Source organism: Hymenobacter psoromatis (assembly GCA_001596155.1).
In the GTDB taxonomy this organism is placed as follows: domain Bacteria; phylum Bacteroidota; class Bacteroidia; order Cytophagales; family Hymenobacteraceae; genus Hymenobacter.
In genome coordinates, this window is record CP014771.1 from 50,118 (window position 1) to 69,415 (window position 19,298).

Annotated in this window: 14 protein-coding genes; 6 read left to right on the plus strand and 8 right to left on the minus strand. The window is 58.4% G+C overall.

All coding sequences use genetic code 11. The features are described from left to right. Nucleotides 1-152 precede the first annotated feature (152 nt). Nucleotides 153-3,107, minus strand: coding sequence for a peptidase M16 (locus tag A0257_00250; protein ID AMR25668.1), 2,955 nt, complete (start codon nucleotides 3,105-3,107; stop codon nucleotides 153-155). Between the two features lie 241 nt (nucleotides 3,108-3,348). Between A0257_00250 and A0257_00255 the strand changes: the two genes are divergently transcribed. Beyond that, nucleotides 3,349-4,173, plus strand: a complete 825-nt coding sequence (locus tag A0257_00255) for a short-chain dehydrogenase/reductase (protein AMR25669.1) — start codon at nucleotides 3,349-3,351, stop codon at nucleotides 4,171-4,173. 75 nt (nucleotides 4,174-4,248) lie between these two features. Here A0257_00255 and A0257_00260 read toward each other — a convergent pair whose 3' ends face one another. Both A0257_00260 and A0257_00265 read right to left on the minus strand, forming a co-directional pair. Then, entirely contained in the window at nucleotides 4,249-5,271 is a 1,023-nt protein-coding gene (locus tag A0257_00260) for a luciferase (GenBank protein AMR25670.1), read from the minus strand. Between the two features lie 269 nt (nucleotides 5,272-5,540). Next, nucleotides 5,541-7,172 carry a DEAD/DEAH box helicase gene (locus A0257_00265; GenBank protein AMR29565.1) on the minus strand — a complete coding sequence of 544 codons (1,632 nt, stop codon included), beginning with the start codon at nucleotides 7,170-7,172 and terminating at the stop codon, nucleotides 5,541-5,543. A gap of 176 nt (nucleotides 7,173-7,348) precedes the next feature. Between A0257_00265 and A0257_00270 the strand changes: the two genes are divergently transcribed. From A0257_00270 to A0257_00280, 3 genes are read left to right on the plus strand one after another with little or no spacing between them, the layout of a single operon-like run. Then, nucleotides 7,349-8,089: an SAM-dependent methyltransferase gene (locus tag A0257_00270; protein ID AMR25671.1), complete on the plus strand. Its 741-nt coding sequence runs from the start codon at nucleotides 7,349-7,351 to the stop codon at nucleotides 8,087-8,089. Between the two features lie 20 nt (nucleotides 8,090-8,109). Further along, nucleotides 8,110-8,325 (plus strand): hypothetical protein, encoded by a 216-nt coding sequence (locus tag A0257_00275; protein ID AMR25672.1) that lies wholly within the window; start codon nucleotides 8,110-8,112, stop codon nucleotides 8,323-8,325. A gap of 26 nt (nucleotides 8,326-8,351) precedes the next feature. Then, nucleotides 8,352-9,449 (plus strand): carnitine dehydratase, encoded by a 1,098-nt coding sequence (locus A0257_00280; GenBank protein ID AMR29566.1) that lies wholly within the window; start codon nucleotides 8,352-8,354, stop codon nucleotides 9,447-9,449. A 154-nt stretch (nucleotides 9,450-9,603) separates the two neighbouring features. On the opposite strand, the gene A0257_00285 is transcribed toward A0257_00280, so the two are convergent. From A0257_00285 to A0257_00305, 5 genes are all read right to left on the minus strand, one after another. Next, on the minus strand, nucleotides 9,604-10,056 hold the full coding sequence (locus tag A0257_00285) for a hypothetical protein (protein ID AMR25673.1): 453 nt from the start codon (nucleotides 10,054-10,056) through the stop codon (nucleotides 9,604-9,606). 226 nt (nucleotides 10,057-10,282) lie between these two features. Then, on the minus strand, nucleotides 10,283-11,272 hold the full coding sequence (locus tag A0257_00290) for a hypothetical protein (GenBank protein AMR25674.1): 990 nt from the start codon (nucleotides 11,270-11,272) through the stop codon (nucleotides 10,283-10,285). 387 nt (nucleotides 11,273-11,659) lie between these two features. Further along, entirely contained in the window at nucleotides 11,660-12,487 is an 828-nt protein-coding gene (locus A0257_00295) for a hypothetical protein (GenBank protein AMR25675.1), read from the minus strand. 111 nt (nucleotides 12,488-12,598) lie between these two features. After that, entirely contained in the window at nucleotides 12,599-14,272 is a 1,674-nt protein-coding gene (locus tag A0257_00300) for a hypothetical protein (protein ID AMR25676.1), read from the minus strand. Between the two features lie 18 nt (nucleotides 14,273-14,290). Further along, the gene (locus tag A0257_00305) at nucleotides 14,291-17,389 is read right to left on the minus strand and encodes a hypothetical protein (protein AMR25677.1); all 3,099 of its coding nucleotides are present in this window, start codon (nucleotides 17,387-17,389) and stop codon (nucleotides 14,291-14,293) included. A gap of 721 nt (nucleotides 17,390-18,110) precedes the next feature. Here A0257_00305 and A0257_00310 point away from each other — a divergent pair. Together A0257_00310 and A0257_00315 are read left to right on the plus strand one after the other, a co-directional pair. Further along, on the plus strand, nucleotides 18,111-18,812 hold the full coding sequence (locus A0257_00310) for a hypothetical protein (protein AMR25678.1): 702 nt from the start codon (nucleotides 18,111-18,113) through the stop codon (nucleotides 18,810-18,812). 6 nt (nucleotides 18,813-18,818) lie between these two features. Then, complete coding sequence (locus A0257_00315; protein AMR25679.1) at nucleotides 18,819-19,292, plus strand: hypothetical protein; 474 nt, start codon at nucleotides 18,819-18,821, stop codon at nucleotides 19,290-19,292. Nucleotides 19,293-19,298: the final 6 nt, after the last annotated feature.

The window sequence follows — 19,298 nt, forward strand, 5'->3', positions numbered from 1 at the left end:
GGTTCGGGTGGGAAGTCAGTGTTAAATCGTTGTCCTTGCGAGCGAAGCGCGGCAATCGCACCGGAACGATTCTAGAACGAGCTAGCGAAACGACCGGTGCGAGTATCGTTCGGATGCGATTGCCGCGCTTCGCTCGCAAGGACAAAAATTATTTAATACCCAAAAATCTCTTTTAGGGTAAGTTGTTGAACGGCACCGTACTTGGCCAATTCCTTGAAATTCAGTCTATCCTTGGAGCCGATAACCAGAATAACCTGGTTCTGCCCCCGGATTTTAGCCTGCTGAAATTTCTGTAGTTCGGCAAACGTCATGTTTTGGGTTTGGTCGTACACGTCGCGGCGCACGTCATAATCGAGGCCCAGGCGGCGCGCGCGCTCGTAGCTGAGCAGCACGCCTTCGTGGGTGATGCGTTCGGTGGCGATGCTGTTGCGGATACTTTGCTTAGCAATGGCCAGGTTGGCGTCGGCCAGCGGCATGTCGGTTAGCAGGCTTTCCATGCCGCTCATGGCCTCGGGCAGCTTGTCGCTCTGCGTGCCGATGTAGCTCACGATGTAGTTGGAGCGCCCGGTTTTATCAGCATTCGCGTAGCGCGACATGGCCGAGTAGGCCAGCGCCTTGCTCTCGCGCAAATCCTGAAACACGATGCTGCCCATGCCGCCGCCGAAGTACTCGTTGTACAGCGCCACCGTCGGGACCATTGCTTTATTATAAATGTCGCCCTTGGTTAGGAACAGGATTTCAGCCTGCACCATGTTGTAATCGACCCAGTAAACCTTTTTATTTTTCAAAGGTTGCTCGGCAAAATCCTTAGCAGCTGGGTCTGGCTTTAGGACGGCAGGGGTCTGGTGTTTGGTACGGATAACGTTCGTAATACCAGTGACTTCGCGCGGCCCATAATACAACACGCGGTGCTGGTAGGTGGGTAGGGATTTTAGCAGCGCCGTTAGTTTCTCCGGCTTCAGCATCTTCAACTGCGCCTCGGATACCACATCCGTAAACGGATTGCGCGGGCCGTACTTGGCGTAGTTCAGCATGGCCTGATTCAGAATCACGCCCTTGTTGAGCTTGGCATCCTGGCGTTGCTTCAAAATGCCGGCCACCTGGTTTTTGAGGGCCGCCGCGTCGAGGCGCGGACTATTGAGCAGCTGCTCAAACAGCTTGAGCGCCGGCTCCAGGTTGCTATCCAGCCCGCTGAGGCTGATGAGCACGCGGTCCTGGCTGCTGCTGACGGCGAACGAACAGCCCAGCTTGTAAAACTCCTGCTGCAGCTGCGCCGCCGAATATTGGCTGGTGCCGAGGTACTGCAAATAATCCGTGGCTACGTCAAGCAGCGGGTTATTATTAGTACCCAGGTCGATGGCGAAGAACAGACTGAACAGACCGTTCTCGGTATTCTTCGTGTAGTAGAGGGGTAGGCCGGGCTTTATTTCGGCCGTCTGAATATCCTTTTTATAATCGATAAAAACCGGCTTCAACTCGGTGCTGGGCAGCTTCGACACTTCGGTGTAGAAAACCGAAGCCGCGTCGCGGTTGGCCGGCACCGGCGTAATGGCGGGCTTAATCACCTTCACCGTATTGGGGTCCTTGCCGGTGCGCTTAAACACCGCCACGTAATCCTGCCCGTAGTTATCGTTAGCAAATTTGATGATTTCCGCCTTCGTAATGGTCGCAAAATCAACATCCTGCCGCACGTAGTCGGCCCAGCTCACGCGCTCGATAAACGACTCGTACATGGCCGAGGCGCGGGCCTCGTTGCTTTCGTAGCTCTTGGTGCGGCTCAGCTGCTCGTTGTTGACGATGGCCGGGATGAGCCAGTCGGGGAAGTCGCCGCGCTTCACCTTCTCCACCTCGGCCAGCATGAGCCCTTTCACGTCTTCCAGCTGCTGGCCCTGGCGCGGCGTGCCGTAGAGCACGTGCGTCGAGTAGTCGTCGTTGAGGTCGGCGAAAGTCTGGGCTTGCAGCACTTTCTGCTGCTGATTCAGGTCGAGGTCGAAGAGGCCGGCCTGGCCGTTGGTCAGGATTTTGTCCATCATGCGCAGGCGCAGGCCGTCGCGGGTGGCCTTGCCGGGCAGGCGGTAGCCCAGCATCACGTTTTCCGACGCCGGCCCCACTACCTCCTTCACGAGGGGGGTAGTAATCGGCTTCTCCACCGGCGCGGTGAAGGTGGGCACCGGCTTGCTTGGTAATTCCCCAAAGTACTTGTCAATCAGCCGGATGGTCTGGTCATAATCCAGGTCACCGCTCAGGCAGAGCGCCATGTTGCCGGGAACATAATATTGGCCGAAGTACTTTTTAATCTCAGTAATCGACGGGTTTTGCAGGTGCTCAATCGTGCCGATGGTAGTTTGGGTGCCGTAGGGGTGGGTAGGGTAGAGGCTGGCGTTCAGCGTCTCAAACTCCTTGTTGAAATCCGAGTCCAGGCCCCGATTCTTCTCCTCATACACTGCCTCCAACTCGGTATGAAACAGGCGCGGCACCATTTCCTTGAGGCGCTCGCTCTGCACGGCGGCCCACTTTTCGAGCTGGTTGCTCGGAATATCTTCCTGGTAAACAGTCTCTTCGTTCGAGGTGTGCGCGTTCGAGCCCTTGGCCCCGATGCTGCCCATCAGCTTGTCATACTCGTTGGGGATGGCATAGCGCGCCGCTACCCCCGAGATGGAGTCAATCTGGTGATATGTCCGCTTGCGGGCCAACGGGTCGTTGCGCTCGCCGCGATACGTTTCGTACAGCGCCTCAATCTTATCCAACTCCGGCTTTTCCTTGCTCCAGTCCTTGGTCCCGAGCCGCGAAGTGCCCTTGAACACCATGTGCTCCAGGTAATGCGCGAGGCCGGTGGCCGTGGCCGGGTCGTTCTTAGAGCCGGCGCGCACGGCCAGATATGTCTGAATGCGCGGCGCGTTCTTGTAGTCTGACAGGTAGACTTTTAAGCCATTAGCCAGCGTATACACGCGCACACCGAGCGGGTCGTTGGGCGCGGTCTCGTAGCGGTATTCCGGGGGGGTAGGGACCGTGGCGGGGGCAACGGCGGCGGCCGTAACGGCGGGCTTACTCGATTGACACTGCGTAGTGAGGCCGAGGGCGGCCAGCGCGGGCAGCAGGAGTAACAACGGTCGATTCACAAACAGGGTAGTCAGAGCGCGAGGGATTTGCAATAAGGGCACAAAGGTAGAAGTTCGTACGGGGAATAAAAAACAAAAAATTCAATTCCGCTGGGTTACCTTTCGCGGTTGGGCCAGAACGAGTAGTAGCTTAAAAGACACGCATTTGCGCCAAATCGTTGCGGCTGTTCGCAATAAAGGCCGGGTTGCCGCGTCCACCGGGGCACATTTAATTTCCCTTATCTCTCCAATGGCTCAGACTGTTTTTATCACTGGCACCTCAACCGGAATCGGGGCGGCCACCGTGCGGCTTTTTGCCGCGCGCGGCTGGCAGGTAGCCGCCACCATGCGCAACCCCGCCGACGCCACATTCAGCGACTTGCCCGGCGTGCGCGTGTACGCGCTCGACGTGACGGACGCCGCTTCCGTGCAGCAGGCAGTGGGCCAGGCGCAACACGATTTTGGCCGGCTCGATGTGCTCGTCAACAACGCCGGCTACGGCCTGGTGGGGCCGTTTGAAACGGCCACGCCGGCCCAGATTCAGCAGCAGTTTGCCACCAATGTGTTTGGCGTTTTTGCCGTGATACAGGCCGTGCTGCCGGCCATGCGCGCCCAAAAATCCGGCGTTATTCTCAACATTACCTCGGTGGGCGGGCGCACGGGCTTTCCGATGAACTCGCTCTACCACGCCACCAAGTTTGGGCTCGATGGCTTTTCGGAGTCGCTCTGGTACGAGCTGGCCCCCTTTGGTATTCAGGTAAAAGTGGTTGCCCCCGGCGGCGTGGCCACCGATTTTGCCGGCCGCTCCCTGCACATGACGGCCAATCCCAACGACGACACCAACCCCTACGCTGGCCAGATGCGGGCTGTGCTCGACGCCTTCAGCAGCCGGGGCGGGGCCGCCTCGCAGCCCGAGCAGATTGCCGAAGTCATCTACCAGGCCGCTACCGATGGCACCACGCAGCTCCGCTACATCGCCGGGGCCGATGCCCAGGGCCTGCTGGCCACCAAGGCTAAAATGCCAGAGAGCGACTTTATGCAGATGATTCAGCAGAATTTCTCGGGTAATCAGTAAGGGGTAGGGCACGCTACAGAACGGTCATGCTGAACGCCAACATAACCGTTCTGTAGCGTGCCCTACCCCCCTATGTTACTGTAATAATGGACGCACGCGGCTACCCAGCAGCTCGATGGCGTGCAGCAGTTTTTCGTGCGAGAGGTTGGCGTTATCCATCTGGAACGTGACCCGTGAAATGCCGCCCAGCGCCTGGCTGTGGCGGTTTATTTTCGCGGCTACCTCCTCGGGGCCGCCCACCAGCAGCGCGCCGTGCGGCCCGGCCACGGCATCAAACTGCGCCCGCGTGACCGGCGGCCAGCCGCGCTCCTTGCCAATGGCGGTGAAGGTTTGGGCGTAGCCGGGGTAAAATTCGGCCACGGCTTGTTCGGTGCTATCGGCCACGTAGCCCAGCGAGTGCAGGCCCACTGGCAGCTGCTCGGGGGCGAAGCCCGCGCGGCGGCCAGCCTCGCGGTATAAGTCCACGAGGGGCCGAAAGCGGTGCGTTTCGCCGCCGATAACGGCCACCATCAGCGGCAGGCCCAGGGTGCCGGCCCGCACAAATGACTCGGGCGTGCCGCCTACCCCCAGCCAGATGGGCAGCCGCGCCTGCATCGGCCGCGGGTACACGCCCTGCCCGGTGAGGGCCGGCCGGTGCTTGCCGGTCCAATGCACGTGCTCTTCGTCGCGCAGGCGCAGCAGCAGGTCAAGCTTTTCTTCAAATAGCGCGTCGTAGTCGCGCAGGTTCAGCCCAAACAGCGGAAAAGCCTCCGTAAACGAGCCGCGCCCGACCACCATCTCCACGCGCCCCTGGGCAATGAGGTCGAGGGTAGCAAACTGCTGAAACACCCGCACCGGGTCGGCCGCGCTAAGTACGGTCACGGCGCTGGTCAGCCGGATTTGCGTGGTGCGGGCGGCGGCGGCCCCCAGAATCACGGTCGGGGCCGAGTCCAGGAACTCGCGGCGATGGTGCTCGCCCAGCCCAAACACGTCGAGCCCCACCGCGTCGGCGTGCGCGATGCGGTCGAGCAGCTGGCCCATTGCCTCGGCCCCACTTTGGGCCGGGGTAGTGCCGAAGCCCATATTGGCGGCGGCAAAGCTGTCTATTCCAAGTTGCATAAGTCAGGATTGGGTTGATGCGGTAAGGCCGCGTTTAAGAGATTTTCGCCTCCTACCCCCGTCATCAAAGAGCAAGAGCTGAAGACTGTTAAGTAGTTGGGATTGTGAGCGGAAGCCACGTTCCACGGAAGAAATAGCGAACCCAGGAAATCCGGTCGGAAATAAGCATTGGCGCGACGTTTTGGTTGTCAAGAGCCCTTAAAAAAGCAAGCCCGGCCAACGTGCGGTTGGTTGGGCTCACAGTTTATCAGCTAAAAACAGCCACTTTACTACTCGGCGCTGGGGGCGTCCGCTGCTGCCGAAGGGGTAGCGTCTTCGGCTGGGCGCGGGCCCTTGCCGCCCCGGTTGCGCCCGCCGCGCTTGCGGCGGCGCTGGCCCTCGGGCTGGTCGCCATCGGCACGGGGTTCGTGAGGGGGGGTAGCGGCTTCCCCTTCGGCTCTTTCGGGGCGGGGCTCGCGGGGCAGGCGCGGGGCGCGGGGTGCTTCGCCTTCCGGGCGTGGCTCGCGGGGCGGACGGGCCTCGCGGGGCGGGGCCACGTAGGCCGGCACGGGGGCCTGGCCCGCGTCGATGGCCGCGAGGCGGGCCGTGGCCTGGGCTAGTCGCTCGGCGCGCTTGGGGTCGTTCTTGTCTTCGTCGCGGCGGGGGCCGCGGTTGCGGCCTCCGCCACCATCGCTGCGGCGGTCGCCTTCGGCGCGGGGCGGGCGGGGGCCGCGGTCGCCTTCGCGGCGGGGGCCGTGGTCGCGGCTGCCGCCCCGGCCACCTTCGCGGGGGCCGGTTTTGCCGTGCAGGCCACTAAAGCGCTTGGGGTCAAACTCGGGCGCGGGGCCGTAGCCCAGGCCTTCGGTAATGGCCTGCTTCTCAATCTCGCGCTCAATGAGCTTCTCGATTTTGATGATGCGGTCCTGGTCCTGGTCGGCAATGAAGGTGATGGCCGTGCCGGTGGTGGCGGCGCGCGCCGTGCGGCCAATGCGGTGCACGTAGTCCTCGGCGGCGCGGGGCACGTCGAAGTTCACCACGTGGCTAAGGGAGTCAATATCAATGCCCCGGCTCACCACGTCGGTGGCCACCAGAATGGGAAACTGTTTGTTTTTGAAGGCGCGCATCGTTTCCTCGCGCTCCTCCTGGGTGCGGTCCGAGCTGATGCCCTGGGCCGGGTAGCCCAGCTTGTTGAGCGAGCGCACGATGCCAGCTACGGCCGCCTTCTTGCTGGTAAAGAGCACCATGCTCTGCACGTCCTGGGCCTTGATAAGGTGTTCCAGCACGGGCAGCTTCTGGTGGTCAAAAGTCATGTAAAACTGCTGGTTGATGCCCGCCGCGGGCTTGCTCACGGCCAGCCGCACTTCGTCGGGGTCGTTGAGAATCTGCTGCGAAAAGTCGCGGATTTTGCTCGGCATGGTGGCCGAAAACAGCAGCGTCTGGCGCTGCTTGGGCAGCTGGCGCACAATGTTCAGAATGTCATCGGCAAAGCCCATGTCCATCATCTTATCGGCCTCGTCGAGCACCAGGTATTTCAGGTCCTCAAACTTGACGTAGCCGAGCTGCATGTGCGCGATGAGGCGGCCGGGCGTGGCCACGATAATATCGGCACCCGAGGTCAGCGCCCGCTTCTGCTGCTCCCAGTTCTCGCTTTTGCCGCCCCCATAAATAGCAATGGATGAGGCTTCTACGAAATAGCCGAAGCCCGTTACCTGCTCGTCAATCTGGGTGGCCAGCTCGCGGGTGGGCACCAGCACCAGCGTGCTGGTAGTGCCGTGCCCAGCGTGCGAAATCTTATCGAGCAGCGGCACCAGGTAAGCAGCCGTTTTGCCGGTGCCGGTCTGGGCGCAGGCAATGAGGTCTTTGCCGGCGAGAATCTTCGGAATCGCCTGCTCCTGAATGGGCGTGGCGTTGAGGTAGTTCATGGCATCCACGCCGGCCAGGAGGTCGTCGTGAAGATTGAAATCGTGAAAAGTCAAAGGTTCAGCTTTATGAAAAATGAATGAAAAAGAGCTGACCTTGCGTTTCCCGGCCAGCAAACCGCTTGATTTAGAACAAAGGTAAGCTCAATAAGTGCCTCGCTTACGCCTACCTTCGCCCCATGTCCCTTGACCGTTTTTCGGAGCAAGCCGCCCAGTACGCCCGTTATCGCCTCTCCTACCCACCCGAACTCTACGCCTGGCTGCTGCCACAGGTGCCCAACCGCCTGCGGGCCTGGGACTGCGCCACCGGCAACGGCCAGGTGGCCACGGTGCTGGCCGACTATTTTCGCGATGTAGAGGCTACCGACCTCAGCGCCAGCCAGCTAGCCGAAGCCGAGGAGCGGCCCAATATTCATTACCAGGTAGCCACGGCCGAGCACACGCCCTTCCCCGACGACTATTTTGACCTGATTACCGTGGGGCAGGCCGTGCACTGGTTCGACCAGGAGGCCTATCACCGCGAGGTGCGGCGCGTGGCCGGCCCCGGCACCGTGCTGGCCGAGTGGGGCTACCAGTTTTGCTACACCGACCAACCGGGCCTTAACCAAGTGCTCAAGCAGTTTTACGACGAAACGTCGGCCCCTTACTGGGATGCCAACCGCCGCCATGTTGAAAACAAGTATGCTGAGCTGCTCTTTCCGTTTGCTCGGGTGCGGCAGGCTCGGTTTACTGTGACCAAGCACTGGCAGTTAGCCGATATGCTGGGCTACCTGCGCTCGTGGTCGGCCACTGCCAACTATGCCCGGCAGCACGACGGGGCCGATATGGTGCTGCTCGTAGCCGACGAGCTGGCGCGCCAGTGGGGGGTAGGGGAGCGAGAAGTAGTATTTCCCATATTTGCGCGGGCCGGCGTAGTGTAATGAATCAGTAATCTTTTTCGATGAAAGCTAAAAAAATTCTCTGCCTGCCCGTCGGTTGGAAAGTGCGCGTGAAGCTGTCGGCCACTGGTACTTATACCGTGCTACTCTTCAAGCAGCAGCAAGTTCGCATGGAGTTGATGTGCCAGAAAGCCTCCATTGCGATGGCCGTGTGGGAATGCGTAGCCTGGGCGTCGCGGGTGCAAACCGATAAAAAGCTACTATATCCATTAACCTGATGACTGCTACCCTGCCCTTTGACGGCCTGCGCGTGCTGGAGCTGGCTACCGTGCTGGCTGGCCCGCAAGTGGGCCAGTTTTTTGCCGAATTGGGGGCAGCGGTGCTGAAAATAGAATCGCCCGCCGGCGACGTAACCCGCACCTGGCGCACCGCCGGCGACGACCCCGAGAGCAGCGTGTCGGCCTATTTTGCCGCCTCCAACTGGGGCAAAACTTCGCTGGTGCTCGACCTGACCCAGCCCACCGCGCAGGCCGAGCTGCACCGGTTGGCCGCCCAGGCCGATGTGCTGGTGGCCAGCTTCCGGCCCGGTGCTGCCGAGCAGTTGGGCGCCGGCCCTACCCCCCTGCTGGCCCTCAACCCGCGCCTCATCTACGCGCACCTCACGGGCTACGGCCCCGCCAGCCCGCGCGTGGGCTACGATGCCGTGCTCCAGGCCGAAACCGGTTTTATGCACCTCAATGCCGCTGGCCCGGCCGACCCGCCCCAGAAAATGCCGGTGGCTTTTATTGATTTATTCGCCGCGCACCAGCTCAAAGAAGGCATCCTTACGGCACTCTACCAGCGCGAAAAAACCGGCCTGGGCGCGCTAGTGGAAGTGAGCCTGCACGACAGCGCGCTAGCCTCGCTGGCCAACCAGGGCGCTACCTGGCTCACCACCGGCCACGACCCCGTGCCGCTGGGCTCGGGCCACCCCGGCATTGTGCCCTACGGCACCGTTTACCGCGCCGTCGAGGGCCAGCGGCTGGTGCTGGCCGTGGGCACCGACGCGCAGTTTCAGCAATTGTGCCTGGTGCTCATGCGCCCGCACTGGGCCGCCGAGCCACGCTTCGCTACCAACCCTGCGCGGGTGCGCCACCGCCAGGCGCTCGAAGAGCTGCTGCTGGTGCGCATCGCGGAGCTCAACGGCGCGGCCCTGCTGCACGAGCTGGCCCGCCTGGGCGTGCCGGCCGGCGCGGTGCGCTCGGTGGGCGAGGCCCTGGACCAGGATGCGGCGCGGGCCATGCTGCTGCCCCCGGCGGCTGCCTTTCCCTACCCCGGCCTGCGGACCGTAGCGTTTCGCAGCTCGGCCTGGCCCACTGCCGCTACCTTGCTGCCCCCCTCGCCGTTGCCCGAGGGGGGGTAGGCGCGGTAATTGGACAAGCGCCGCCTTGCAGCGCCTTCCCAGGCTTTACCGTTGAGGTAATACATTATTCCTCGCCAAGTAATGTAGAAGAGAAGGAAAAGGATAATCTGCTCAAAACCACAGAAGCGTTGGTGCGCCTGCGCGCCCTGAAACTCTAGTTATCGTCGCGCCCGCTGGCGAGGCCGGGAGGCGGCGTGCCCTGATTGCCGCGCACCGTAGGAATGCCCATCTTCTCCTCGCGCTTCTGCTGGTAGCGCGCGAATTGGGGAGCGGTAAGCACGTCCTTGAGCTGCTCCAGGCGCGCCAATCCAATATCCTCGATATAGCCGCGCAGCTTGATGGGCTCCTGACGGTAGCGCACGCGGGCTGCCTCCAGGTTGCGCACCGAGTTAGTGTTAATTACCCGGACTTTTTCAACCTGGGCGGGGCTTAGGCTGAGCGCCTGCGTCATATTAACGGTCAGCGATTCAACCCGGTCGGCCACCGAGCTAAGCCGGGGCGATACGGGTTCAGTGGGCTTAATAACCGCCGAAGCCAACTGAGCCATTACCGGCGTGGCGGCCAGCGAAATGCCAGCGGCGACCAGAAACATAGGAAAGGGGCGCATAATATAAAAAGTATCGTAAAAATTACGTAAAGGCTACTTTGGAACGAATGCCTGGTGCAGGCTAAGTACCCGTTGCTAATTAGTTTGCTATAAAAGAACGTCATGCTGAGCTTGCCGAAGCATCTCTACCACGAGAGTAATCTCAACGTTTAGAGTGAGTTACGCAGTAGAGATGCTTCAGCAAGCTCAGCATGACCGTCTACTTTACCATGAACTGTGTTAGAATTTAAGAGGCCTGGGCCAGTTTCGAGCAAAAATCAGCTTGGTAGGGCACACCCGATTTGATAATAGCAAAGGCCTGCTTGAGGAGTTTGTTGCAGACGGCAATCAGGGCTAGTTTCTTGTTCTTGCCTTTGGCCACTAGGCGGTCAAAAAGGGCCGCACAAGCCACGTTCGTTTTCTTGGCCGAAAAGCTGCACATAAAGAGCTTGCCGCGAATCAGCCCCCCACCCATTTTGGTGATGCGCACCTTCCCGCGGATACTCGTGCCCGAGGTATGCTCGCGGGGGGAGAGACCGGCTAAGGCAATGACTTGCCGGTAGTTATCGAAGTGAGTGAAGCCGCCGACAAAGAGCAGTAGCATGCCCGCTGTTTTGCGCCCAATGCCAGGAATGGAGCACAACAGCGTCATTTCCTGCGCAAAGCGCCGTTCTAACAGGGCCAGTAGTTCGGCCTCTACCGCTTCCACTTGCTGCGTTAAGGTCTTGAGCAGCTGCTGAAGCCGTTTCAAAGCGAGTTTGCTCACAATAGGTTGGTGCTGTAAGGCTTCCAACGAGTTGCTAATCATCACTTTTTGCTTGAGTAACTGCTCATTGACCTGTTCTAGGTGCCGGCACTCGACCAGGACCGCTTCGTCCGGCTGCCAGACTTTCAACGGCTGTTGCTGACCATAGCGCAACAACCACTGCGCATCTTTGCGCTCGCTTTTGCCCTTACCTAAGTGCAGTTGAATGAAGCGTCTAATTACCAGCGGATTGAGCACGGCCACCTGTCCGCCCTGTTCATGCAGGTAGTAAGCCAGGGCCAGATTATAGGTGCCCGTGGCTTCCATCACAAACTGGCACTGCCCGCCGCACGCCTTCACTAGCTGCTGAAAGCCCGCTTTGGTATTGCTGACTTCCAGGTGCTTAATCTGGTCATTTACTTGATAACAGACGGCCAGCGTGGCTTTGCTCACGTCCAGGCCGACAACGGGTAACGAAGAGGCGATAACCATTAAGTACAGCAGTAAAAGAGTGGAGAAAAAGTAGTAAAAAAGGACTTCTAGGGTGTCTTTTACTATCCTGATACAGGCTCGGTGGCCTACTGGAACTGTCCAAAGTGACCCTAAAAAAGAGCGGGGATTGTCATGTTAAACGGGCTCCAACGCCCCATAAGATTAGAATCTTATTCCGCTCCTTTCCTTTCATTGGCCCAAATTAGAGGGCGTACCTGAACATAGGATAAAGTATTTGCCAACGGGTACTTAGATTACGCTAAATCGCTAACGCTGGCAACTACCATTTTGGTGCCGAAGATAGCAATTGCACAAAAAAAGCCGCTGATTTCCAGCGGCTTTTCATGAAAAATGCAATTTGTTCTAGCATAAGAACCTTGCCGTCGATTACTTAATGGTAAACGTTCCCCCAGTTGATTTACCGGTCGCATCGAAAGAGCCGGGCGTTAGTAAGATGGTATAAGTGCCATCAGCAGCAACGCTTAGGTTTCCACCATCTTGCGTTAGTGCGCCACCAGTAGGGACAGCGCCGCCCAGGTTAGCCGTCCAGTCGCTGTTAAAGCGAAATTTATAGCCGGCTGGGCTGGTGCCGGCCAGTGCTTTAATTGGGCCTTTATACGAATACGTTTTGCTGGCACAATCGTAGGTCATCACTACATCGGTGCTCCACCCGCTTATCGCGTCACCAATAAGGCTCCAGGATTTGGCTGGTTGCGCGCAGTACACGTACGTGGTGGCCGCCAGCGGTACTACATTAGAAAAAGAGGTAGAATTGGAGGCGTAGCTGGCATTGAGTCGAACTTCTACATCGGTAGCGGTGCCGGGAGTGAGACCCAGGTTAATGAGCGCCGTATTTAGGTCGCTTACCGTCACGGTAGTAGTCGAAGCCCCGGTTGTTGAAGCACTGCCAGCCACAATAGAAACCGGCGTAGTGAAATTACTCCCCTTTTTGGCGAACTGCAGATAATACGTGATGGCAGGCAAAGTCGCCGTATTGTCGGAGATGCTCAAGGACTTAACCGGCGTCCAGGTAAACGTTATCGCGGTGTTAGCAGCATTAGCCTGAGTCAGGGTAACGGTGGTAGCCGAAGCGGTGAGCGTAGGGCTATTGGAAGGCGTAAGGATGGTGCGTACTTCGTCCTTTTTGCAGGAGGAGAAGCTAATGGACGCGAGCGCAAGTGCTCCAGCCGCGATTCTGATAATCCAAGGTTTCATGTAAAGCAGTGGCTAGTGGGTGAAGAAATACTATCCGACGAATTTCTCAGAACTCGGAATCGTTTCACTCAGCGAAACGATTCCGAGTTCTGAGAAATACCGTAGTAAAAACTAGTAACCGGGATTTTGCACCAGGTTAGTATTAATGCTCAACTCGGAAGAAGGCAATGGGAATAGCTGAAGGTGGTCATCCACACTGTTACCATTGATAGAGGTTCCCCCCTTCCACTGCCAGTTATAGTTATTAGTGAACTTGCCGAAGCGAATGAGGTCGGTGCGGCGGGTGGCCTCCCAGTGCAATTCCCGCGAACGCTCGTCCAGGAAAAACTGGAAGTTGTTAGCAGTCAGCGTCGCGGCCGTTACGGCACCGGCCGTGCCGCCAGGTTGGCCCTTGAAAGCCCGGTTGCGCACAGTGTTCACGTACTGCAAGGCCAGACCAGCATCGCCGGTGCCCCCGCGCGAAACGGCTTCGGCATACGTTAGGTACATGTCGCCTAGCCGAAGCATGGGGTAGTCAGTATCCACAAAAGTGGCATCTGAGCCCGCTGCGCCGGCTGAGGTAACATTGCGGAATTTTATGGGTACGTAGCCGTTAGAAAAGTCGGTGAGTGAAGTAACATTCAGCGTCTGACCAACAACGTGGAAGCTGCCGCGTTCGTCAGCGGCCGTGTCGGGAAACTGCGTAAAAAGGCTGGGGGTAGCCCTGGTGCCACCCCAGCCACCCCCAATCCCGTAAGGAATTGGGCTCCAGTCAGTGCCGGCAGTACCCGAAACCGAAGCGTGGGTCAGGAAAGTGGTGCCACCATAGGATTGAGTCGTCTTGCCATCGAACACGACCGGGAAAATAACTTCCGTATTGTTCTGGTTATTATCAGCCAAAAACAGCTTGCCATAGCCGTTCTTAACTAATGGAGAACCAGTGGCTGCGTTAGGTAGCAGGGAGTAGCCCGCATCGATTACTTTCTTGGCATAGGTGGCCGCATTGTTGTAGCAAGCGGGAGCCGCGCTGGTTCCGGCGTAGGTTACGCCATTCAGGTACATTTTAGCCAGCAGCGCATAGGCGGCAGCCTTGTCGGCCCGGCCATACTCATTGGTGCGGGGGGCGAGTAGCGCGCCGTCAATGGCTTGCAGCTCCGACTCGATATACTTGTACAAGTCGGCCCGGCTAATCTGCTTGGGCAGGGTTGATGTGCCAATGGAACTGTTTTCATCCGCGAAAGGCGGGTTGCCATACAGGTCCATCGCGTGGTAGTAAGCCAAGGCCCGCAGGAAACGTACTTCGGCCCGATACGCCGCAATATTGGCCGCTTCGGCGCTTGAAATACCCCGCGAGGCCAGTTTGGCATCGGTAGATTCCTGCAGGTAGCTGTTGCAGATAGTTATCTCATACAGCAGGCGGCTATACAGGCCCCGAATCAGCACGCCGCTCGATGTCCAGTTCATGTTGTGCCAGTCCTGCACACCAGGGTCGCCCCACTGAATCACGGCTTCGTCGGTGGTCAGTTCCTGCGCGCTCCAGTACTGGCGGATATAGTCAGAAGTACCCTGGTCGATACCCTGGATATCGCCGCTGCTGGCGTCGGGACCGCCAGGACCGGTGATAGCAAAGCCCGCATATGCTTTGGCCAACTGGGTTTTGTAGCCCGCGGCGTCTTTAAAGACGACATCGGCGCTTAGGTCGTACGTGGGAGTACGGTTCAGGTCTTTCGTGCAGGACGGGGCCAGCAGCAGGGTAGTAGCAGCTAACGAAAGTGCTTGCGCACTACGAATAAATACTTTTTTCATGACAGGGCGGGAAGTGTCTTAAATATTTAGGTTCAGGCCAAAAGTATAGGTGCGCGGCCGGGGGTAGGTGTTGTTGTCAACCCCGTTGGAAATCTCCGGGTCCAGGCCCGTATACTTCGTGATTACGAACACGTTCTGAACTGCAAGCGTGAGGTTTAGATTCCCGCGGCTATTGAGGACCTTGCCGATGTTGTAGCCCAGTGTAGCGTTCTGCATACGCAGGAAAGAAGCATTCTGGATGTAGTAGTCCGACGAATAGTGATTGGTAGCATTCGCGTTCGGAAACTGCGTAAAGAGCGCGTCTGTCGTGACGTTGCCTAAGTAATTGCTGGAGCCGGTAATACCATAATAATTACCATTACCCGACTGAATGTTGTTGTACACATAGTTGCCGAGGTTGCTGCGGAGCGTGAAAGCAAGGCTCAGGCTCTTGTAGGTCACGTTGGAGCTGAAGCCCAGGATAACCGGCGGCGCTGACTGCTTGTAGAAATAACGGTCGTTGCTGTCCACTTTGCCGTCGCCGTTCAGGTCAGCATATACGCCGTCGAGCGGCTTGCCATTGGTGTCATACACCTGCTTGGAGGCGTAGAACGACGACGAGGGCTGGCCCACGGCAAAGATGCCGATGTTGGTGCCGGTGCCGCCCGAAATGCCGTTCGTCTCAAGACCCACGAAGCCGGGCTGTTGCGGCCCCAGCGACAAAATCTTGTTTTTGTTGTAGGTGGCGTTGAAGTTCACGTCCCAACGGAAGTCGGTCGAGCGGACTGGGTTCAGGTTCAGGTTCAACTCTACCCCCCGGTTTTCCAGCGAGCCCACGTTGAAGACGTAGTAGTTGGTGAAGTTGGTCAGGCCGGGCAGGTAGATGCCGTTGAGCAGGTCGGTCGTTTTACGATAATAGGCATCTACCGAAGCCGTAATCCGACCTTCCAGGAATCCTACGTCCAGGCCCGTGTTGTAGGTAGTGGTAGTTTCCCACTTCAGGTTGCTGTTATAGCCTAAGGGCGAATAGGGGTCGTACGTAATATTACCCAGTGTATATTGGGCATTTGGGGAGTTGTGCGTGTAGCGCGGAATAGTGGGGTAGTCACCAGCTATCCCGAATACATCCTGTTGGCCCGTGCGCCCGTAGCCCAGGCGCAGCTTCAAGTCCGAGAAAGTAGTGTTGTCCTTCAGAAAATTCTCCCCTTTGACGCGCCAGGCAAACGAGGCAGCCGGGAACAAGGCGTTCCGGTTGTTGGCATTGAAGCGCGATGACGCATCATTACGCAGAGTGCCCGTTACCAGGAAGCGGTCCTTGTAGTTGTAGTTTAACCGGCCGTAATAAGAGAGAATAGTGTACTGCGTACGGTAAGGCGTAGCAGCGGCGACGCGGGTAATGAGCTGCGGCAGGCCGCTGGCATCGTAGTTTCCATCCTGGCCCAGGTAGCTGTCATAGGCCGGCGAGGTCGTAACGAAGTCTTGATACGAATAGCCAGCCAGCAGCTCCAGGTGATGGTCACCAAACTGCTTGCTGTAGTTGAGGTAAAACTCCAGGAGCTTGTTGTTACGGTTCTGCTTATATAAGCTGTAAGAACCCCCACGGGCATTAGCAGTAGCGGGCGAAGCAACACGCGGCGTATTAAAGTAGTCGGTGGCCAGCTGGACGCTCTGATTATTGGCACCACTGCTGCTCAATACATCGTAGCCTACGTTCAGGTTGGCGTGCAGGTCGGGCAGAAAGTGTAGCTTATAATCCAATTGCACGTTGCCAATGCTGCGCAGCACCGTGCTGCGGTCGCGAGTCAGCTTCAACTGGGCCACGGGGTTGCCCGGCACGTTTTGCTGAGGCGAGCTGGTAGGATTGGTAGGGTCTTGCAGGTAGGTATAGTAGCCACCATAAGCCGAATTACCCGAATATATGGGTAAGGTTGGATTAAAGGCCGCCGCTGAGCCGATGGCACCATTGTCGGCAAAATTGTTGTCAGTTACCGAACCCTTGACGTTTAAGTTGATGCGCAGGTGGTTATCCAATACCACCGGAGTCAGGCTGATGGAGCCAGTATTACGCACAAGCTTATTCGTAATCAGTATCCCCTGCTGATTCAGGTTGCCATACGACGCGCGGAAGGGGAGTGCTTTGCCTATTGAGCCAGTCAAGCTCACGTTGTTGTCGTACGTCATGGCCGTGCGAAAAATCTCGTCCTGCCAATTGGTGTTAGCGGTGCCTAACAGGCTGGTCTTGGTAGGTGCCAGCTGCTGCACGGCGGCCCGAAACGCATCAGCCGACAGGACTGGCAGCGAGTTGTAGCGCCGCGAGAGGGAGGTCTGGGACCGGACATTCACTGTTAGCGCTTCACCCGCCAAACCCTTTTTAGTCGTAATCAGAATAACGCCATTGGAAGCCCGGGAGCCGTAAATGGCAGTAGCCGAAGCGTCTTTCAACACGGTAAACGTCTCAATGTCATTTGGGTTGATAAGTGACAGTGGATTAGGCACCCCCGCGAGTGCTCCTACCCCAGAAGTAGGCGGATTATCAACGGGCACCCCATCAATTACAATCAGCGGGTCGTTGCTGGCATTCAGCGAAGAACCACCGCGAATACGAATAGTGTTGGCTGAGCCAGGAGCCCCGCCACCATCCGTGATTTGCACGCCGGCTATCTTGCCTTGCACCAATTGCTCGGGGGTAGTCACTTGGCCTTGCACGAAATCCTTAGCCGATACCGTAGTGACCGCGCCCGTCACGTCCTGCTTGCGCTGGGTGCCGTAGCCCACCACCACGGCCTCACCCAGGGCCGTCGCGTTTTCGCCGAGCGGTTGGGCTGGTACGTTGGTCGTTTTGCCGGCGGCAATCGTCACGGGCACCCGCGAGGTCGAATAGCCGATAAAGGAAATTACCAGCGTGTGGTCCCCGGCTGGCACGCCCGGAATGGTGTACGTGCCGTCGGCGTTGGTGGAGCCGCCTACGGAAGTGCCCTCTATCAGTACCGTAACGCCGGGTAGGCCTTCCTTTTTGGCGTCTGTTACGCGGCCGCTTACCGTGCCGGTAGTAGCCTGAGCCCAAGCGCCTAGTGAGGCAGTCAGACTAAGAGTTAAAAGTAGGAGAAACCGTAGTTTCACCAGGTAGGAGTGTTTCATAAAGTGTTGAAACGGGTGGGGAAAAGTGAAATAAGTAAAGGCAAGTACTTGAGTTGGTTTGCCGTTTGCAGCCCTTGGGGACTAGAAAAGCTACCGGCACCAGCAAGTCAAAAATGTTGTCGAAAAGAAGTTGCCAACAACCACAAACGATTGCGGATACAAGCCGCTGAAATGTTACCAAATTGTTAGAATTTACGACAAGATAAGCTAATATTCTACCACAAACCAACTAAAAAACCCCCTGCGGCCGTGGGCAGCCAGGGTTATGCCAGTGTTGCCGGGTAAGGTCAGAAGCGTGCCTTTGACTGCCAGTGAGCCCGGTGTGAAGGGCCGCAAACCCCGACGTAAGTCGCCATAGCCTGAAACAGCGGAAAGCACGCTAAGTAAAATTCATTCTCCCAACTTATTAGGGTAGTAGTTGGCGTATTAAACCATCTGCTTGAAGCCCCACTGCCGCTCAGCGAGGGGGTAGGGGGCCGGCGCTGCCTGTTATTTTTCAGGCCCCAAAGCCCACCCTTAGCCTGGGGGTAGGGCCGGAACAAAAATTGAAAATAAGCGGCATCCTAGTTGCTACGCGAGGCGGCAAATGCAGTGGGAGCAGGGTGCCGGCTCCAAAGCCAGGTTTCGCGATTTGAAACGGCGCACGAGCCCCTACCCCCGGCCCGGCAGGCTTGCCCGCTACGGAGTACCGGACGTACTTTTGGTTGATTTCGTCTTCCTTATGAAAGCTATTTACTGTATTCTGCTACTAAGCATCTCGGTACTAGGCCGCTCAGCTGTGGCTAACGCGCAGGCGCGGCGTCCCGTGCCTGGCAAGTCGTCGGCCAAGGGCAAGCCCGGCAGCCGGGTAGCAGCTCCACCAGCACCTATGGAAACGGCCCGGCGCGTGGATAGCCCCGCTGACGAAGGCAAGGCCCCCCTCCTTATCAGCAAAGTGAAAATAAAAGAACCGGTATTGGTGTTTTACCAGCAGGCCGCGCCCAATAAGGGCGTGCAGCAACTGTTGATGGACGAAAAAAACTTGCCGCTGCTCAAAACTATGCCTCTCGAAGACCTAGTGGCCCGCCGCGAGGTCTTCCTTGATGGCCTGGGCAACTACGACCCGCCCAAAACCGCAGCCGATGCCGAGAAATACCGCCTCACGGGCGTGAGCCAGCTGGCCAGCAGCGAAAAGCGCAAGAGTGCCCCCGACGGCCGCAGCACCTACGCCCGCCTGAAAGTGCCCAGCCCCGGCGACCTCTACGTGGTGCGCGAGTCGGCCGAAGAATACCGGCACTTTGTGAGCGGCCCCCAGAAGAAGGGCTCGCGCATCGACTTTAGCGTGAACGCGCTGCCGGGCGTCGATTCGGTGCGGGCCATTTATACGCTGCGCAAAATTGACGCGTCGGAACGGGGCGCGGGCAGTGGTGACATCATCCGGTAGCAACGTATGAACATTACGGAGGCCATTGCCCAGCACGTGCTGGATGCGCACGAAGGCAACAACTGGACGGAAGTTGACCTGGCGCACACGTTGCGGGATATCACGCTGGCCGAGGCCACGACCCAAACCGCCGCCTCGCCCAATACCATTGCAGGGCTGGTGGGCCACCTCGCCTACTGGAACCGGGTGATGGTGCGCCGCGCCCAGGGGCAGGCTATTGTGGTAGGCCCGGCCAATGGATTTGACGGCCCTACCCCCCAATCGGAGGCCGAATGGGCGGCCCTGTGCGCCGATGCGCTGGCATCGGGCCGCGAGCTGGCGGCGGCGGTACGCGACTTCCCGGAATCGCGCCTGCCGGAGCCAATTATGCCAAAGTACTCGTCGGCCTACAAGAACCTGCAAGGCGTTGTCGAGCACCTGCATTACCACCTGGGGCAGTTGGTGCTGCTGAAAAACCTGGTGCGAAATCAGGCTGCGTAGAGAATG

Bases quoted from the DNA above. Each gene is read 5' to 3' on its own strand.
- A0257_00290 (AMR25674.1), bottom strand. From the start codon at position 11,272: ATGGTTATCGCCTCTTCGTTACCCGTTGTCGGCCTGGACGTGAGCAAA.
- A0257_00265 (AMR29565.1), bottom strand. From the start codon at position 7,172: ATGAACTACCTCAACGCCACGCCCATTCAGGAGCAGGCGATTCCGAAG.
- A0257_00315 (AMR25679.1), top strand. From the start codon at position 18,819: ATGAACATTACGGAGGCCATTGCCCAGCACGTGCTGGATGCGCACGAA.
- A0257_00300 (AMR25676.1), bottom strand. From the start codon at position 14,272: ATGAAAAAAGTATTTATTCGTAGTGCGCAAGCACTTTCGTTAGCTGCT.
- A0257_00275 (AMR25672.1), top strand. From the start codon at position 8,110: ATGAAAGCTAAAAAAATTCTCTGCCTGCCCGTCGGTTGGAAAGTGCGC.
- A0257_00305 (AMR25677.1), bottom strand. From the start codon at position 17,389: ATGAAACACTCCTACCTGGTGAAACTACGGTTTCTCCTACTTTTAACT.
- A0257_00285 (AMR25673.1), bottom strand. From the start codon at position 10,056: ATGCGCCCCTTTCCTATGTTTCTGGTCGCCGCTGGCATTTCGCTGGCC.
- A0257_00310 (AMR25678.1), top strand. From the start codon at position 18,111: ATGAAAGCTATTTACTGTATTCTGCTACTAAGCATCTCGGTACTAGGC.
- A0257_00260 (AMR25670.1), bottom strand. From the start codon at position 5,271: ATGCAACTTGGAATAGACAGCTTTGCCGCCGCCAATATGGGCTTCGGC.
- A0257_00270 (AMR25671.1), top strand. From the start codon at position 7,349: ATGTCCCTTGACCGTTTTTCGGAGCAAGCCGCCCAGTACGCCCGTTAT.
- A0257_00295 (AMR25675.1), bottom strand. From the start codon at position 12,487: ATGAAACCTTGGATTATCAGAATCGCGGCTGGAGCACTTGCGCTCGCG.
- A0257_00255 (AMR25669.1), top strand. From the start codon at position 3,349: ATGGCTCAGACTGTTTTTATCACTGGCACCTCAACCGGAATCGGGGCG.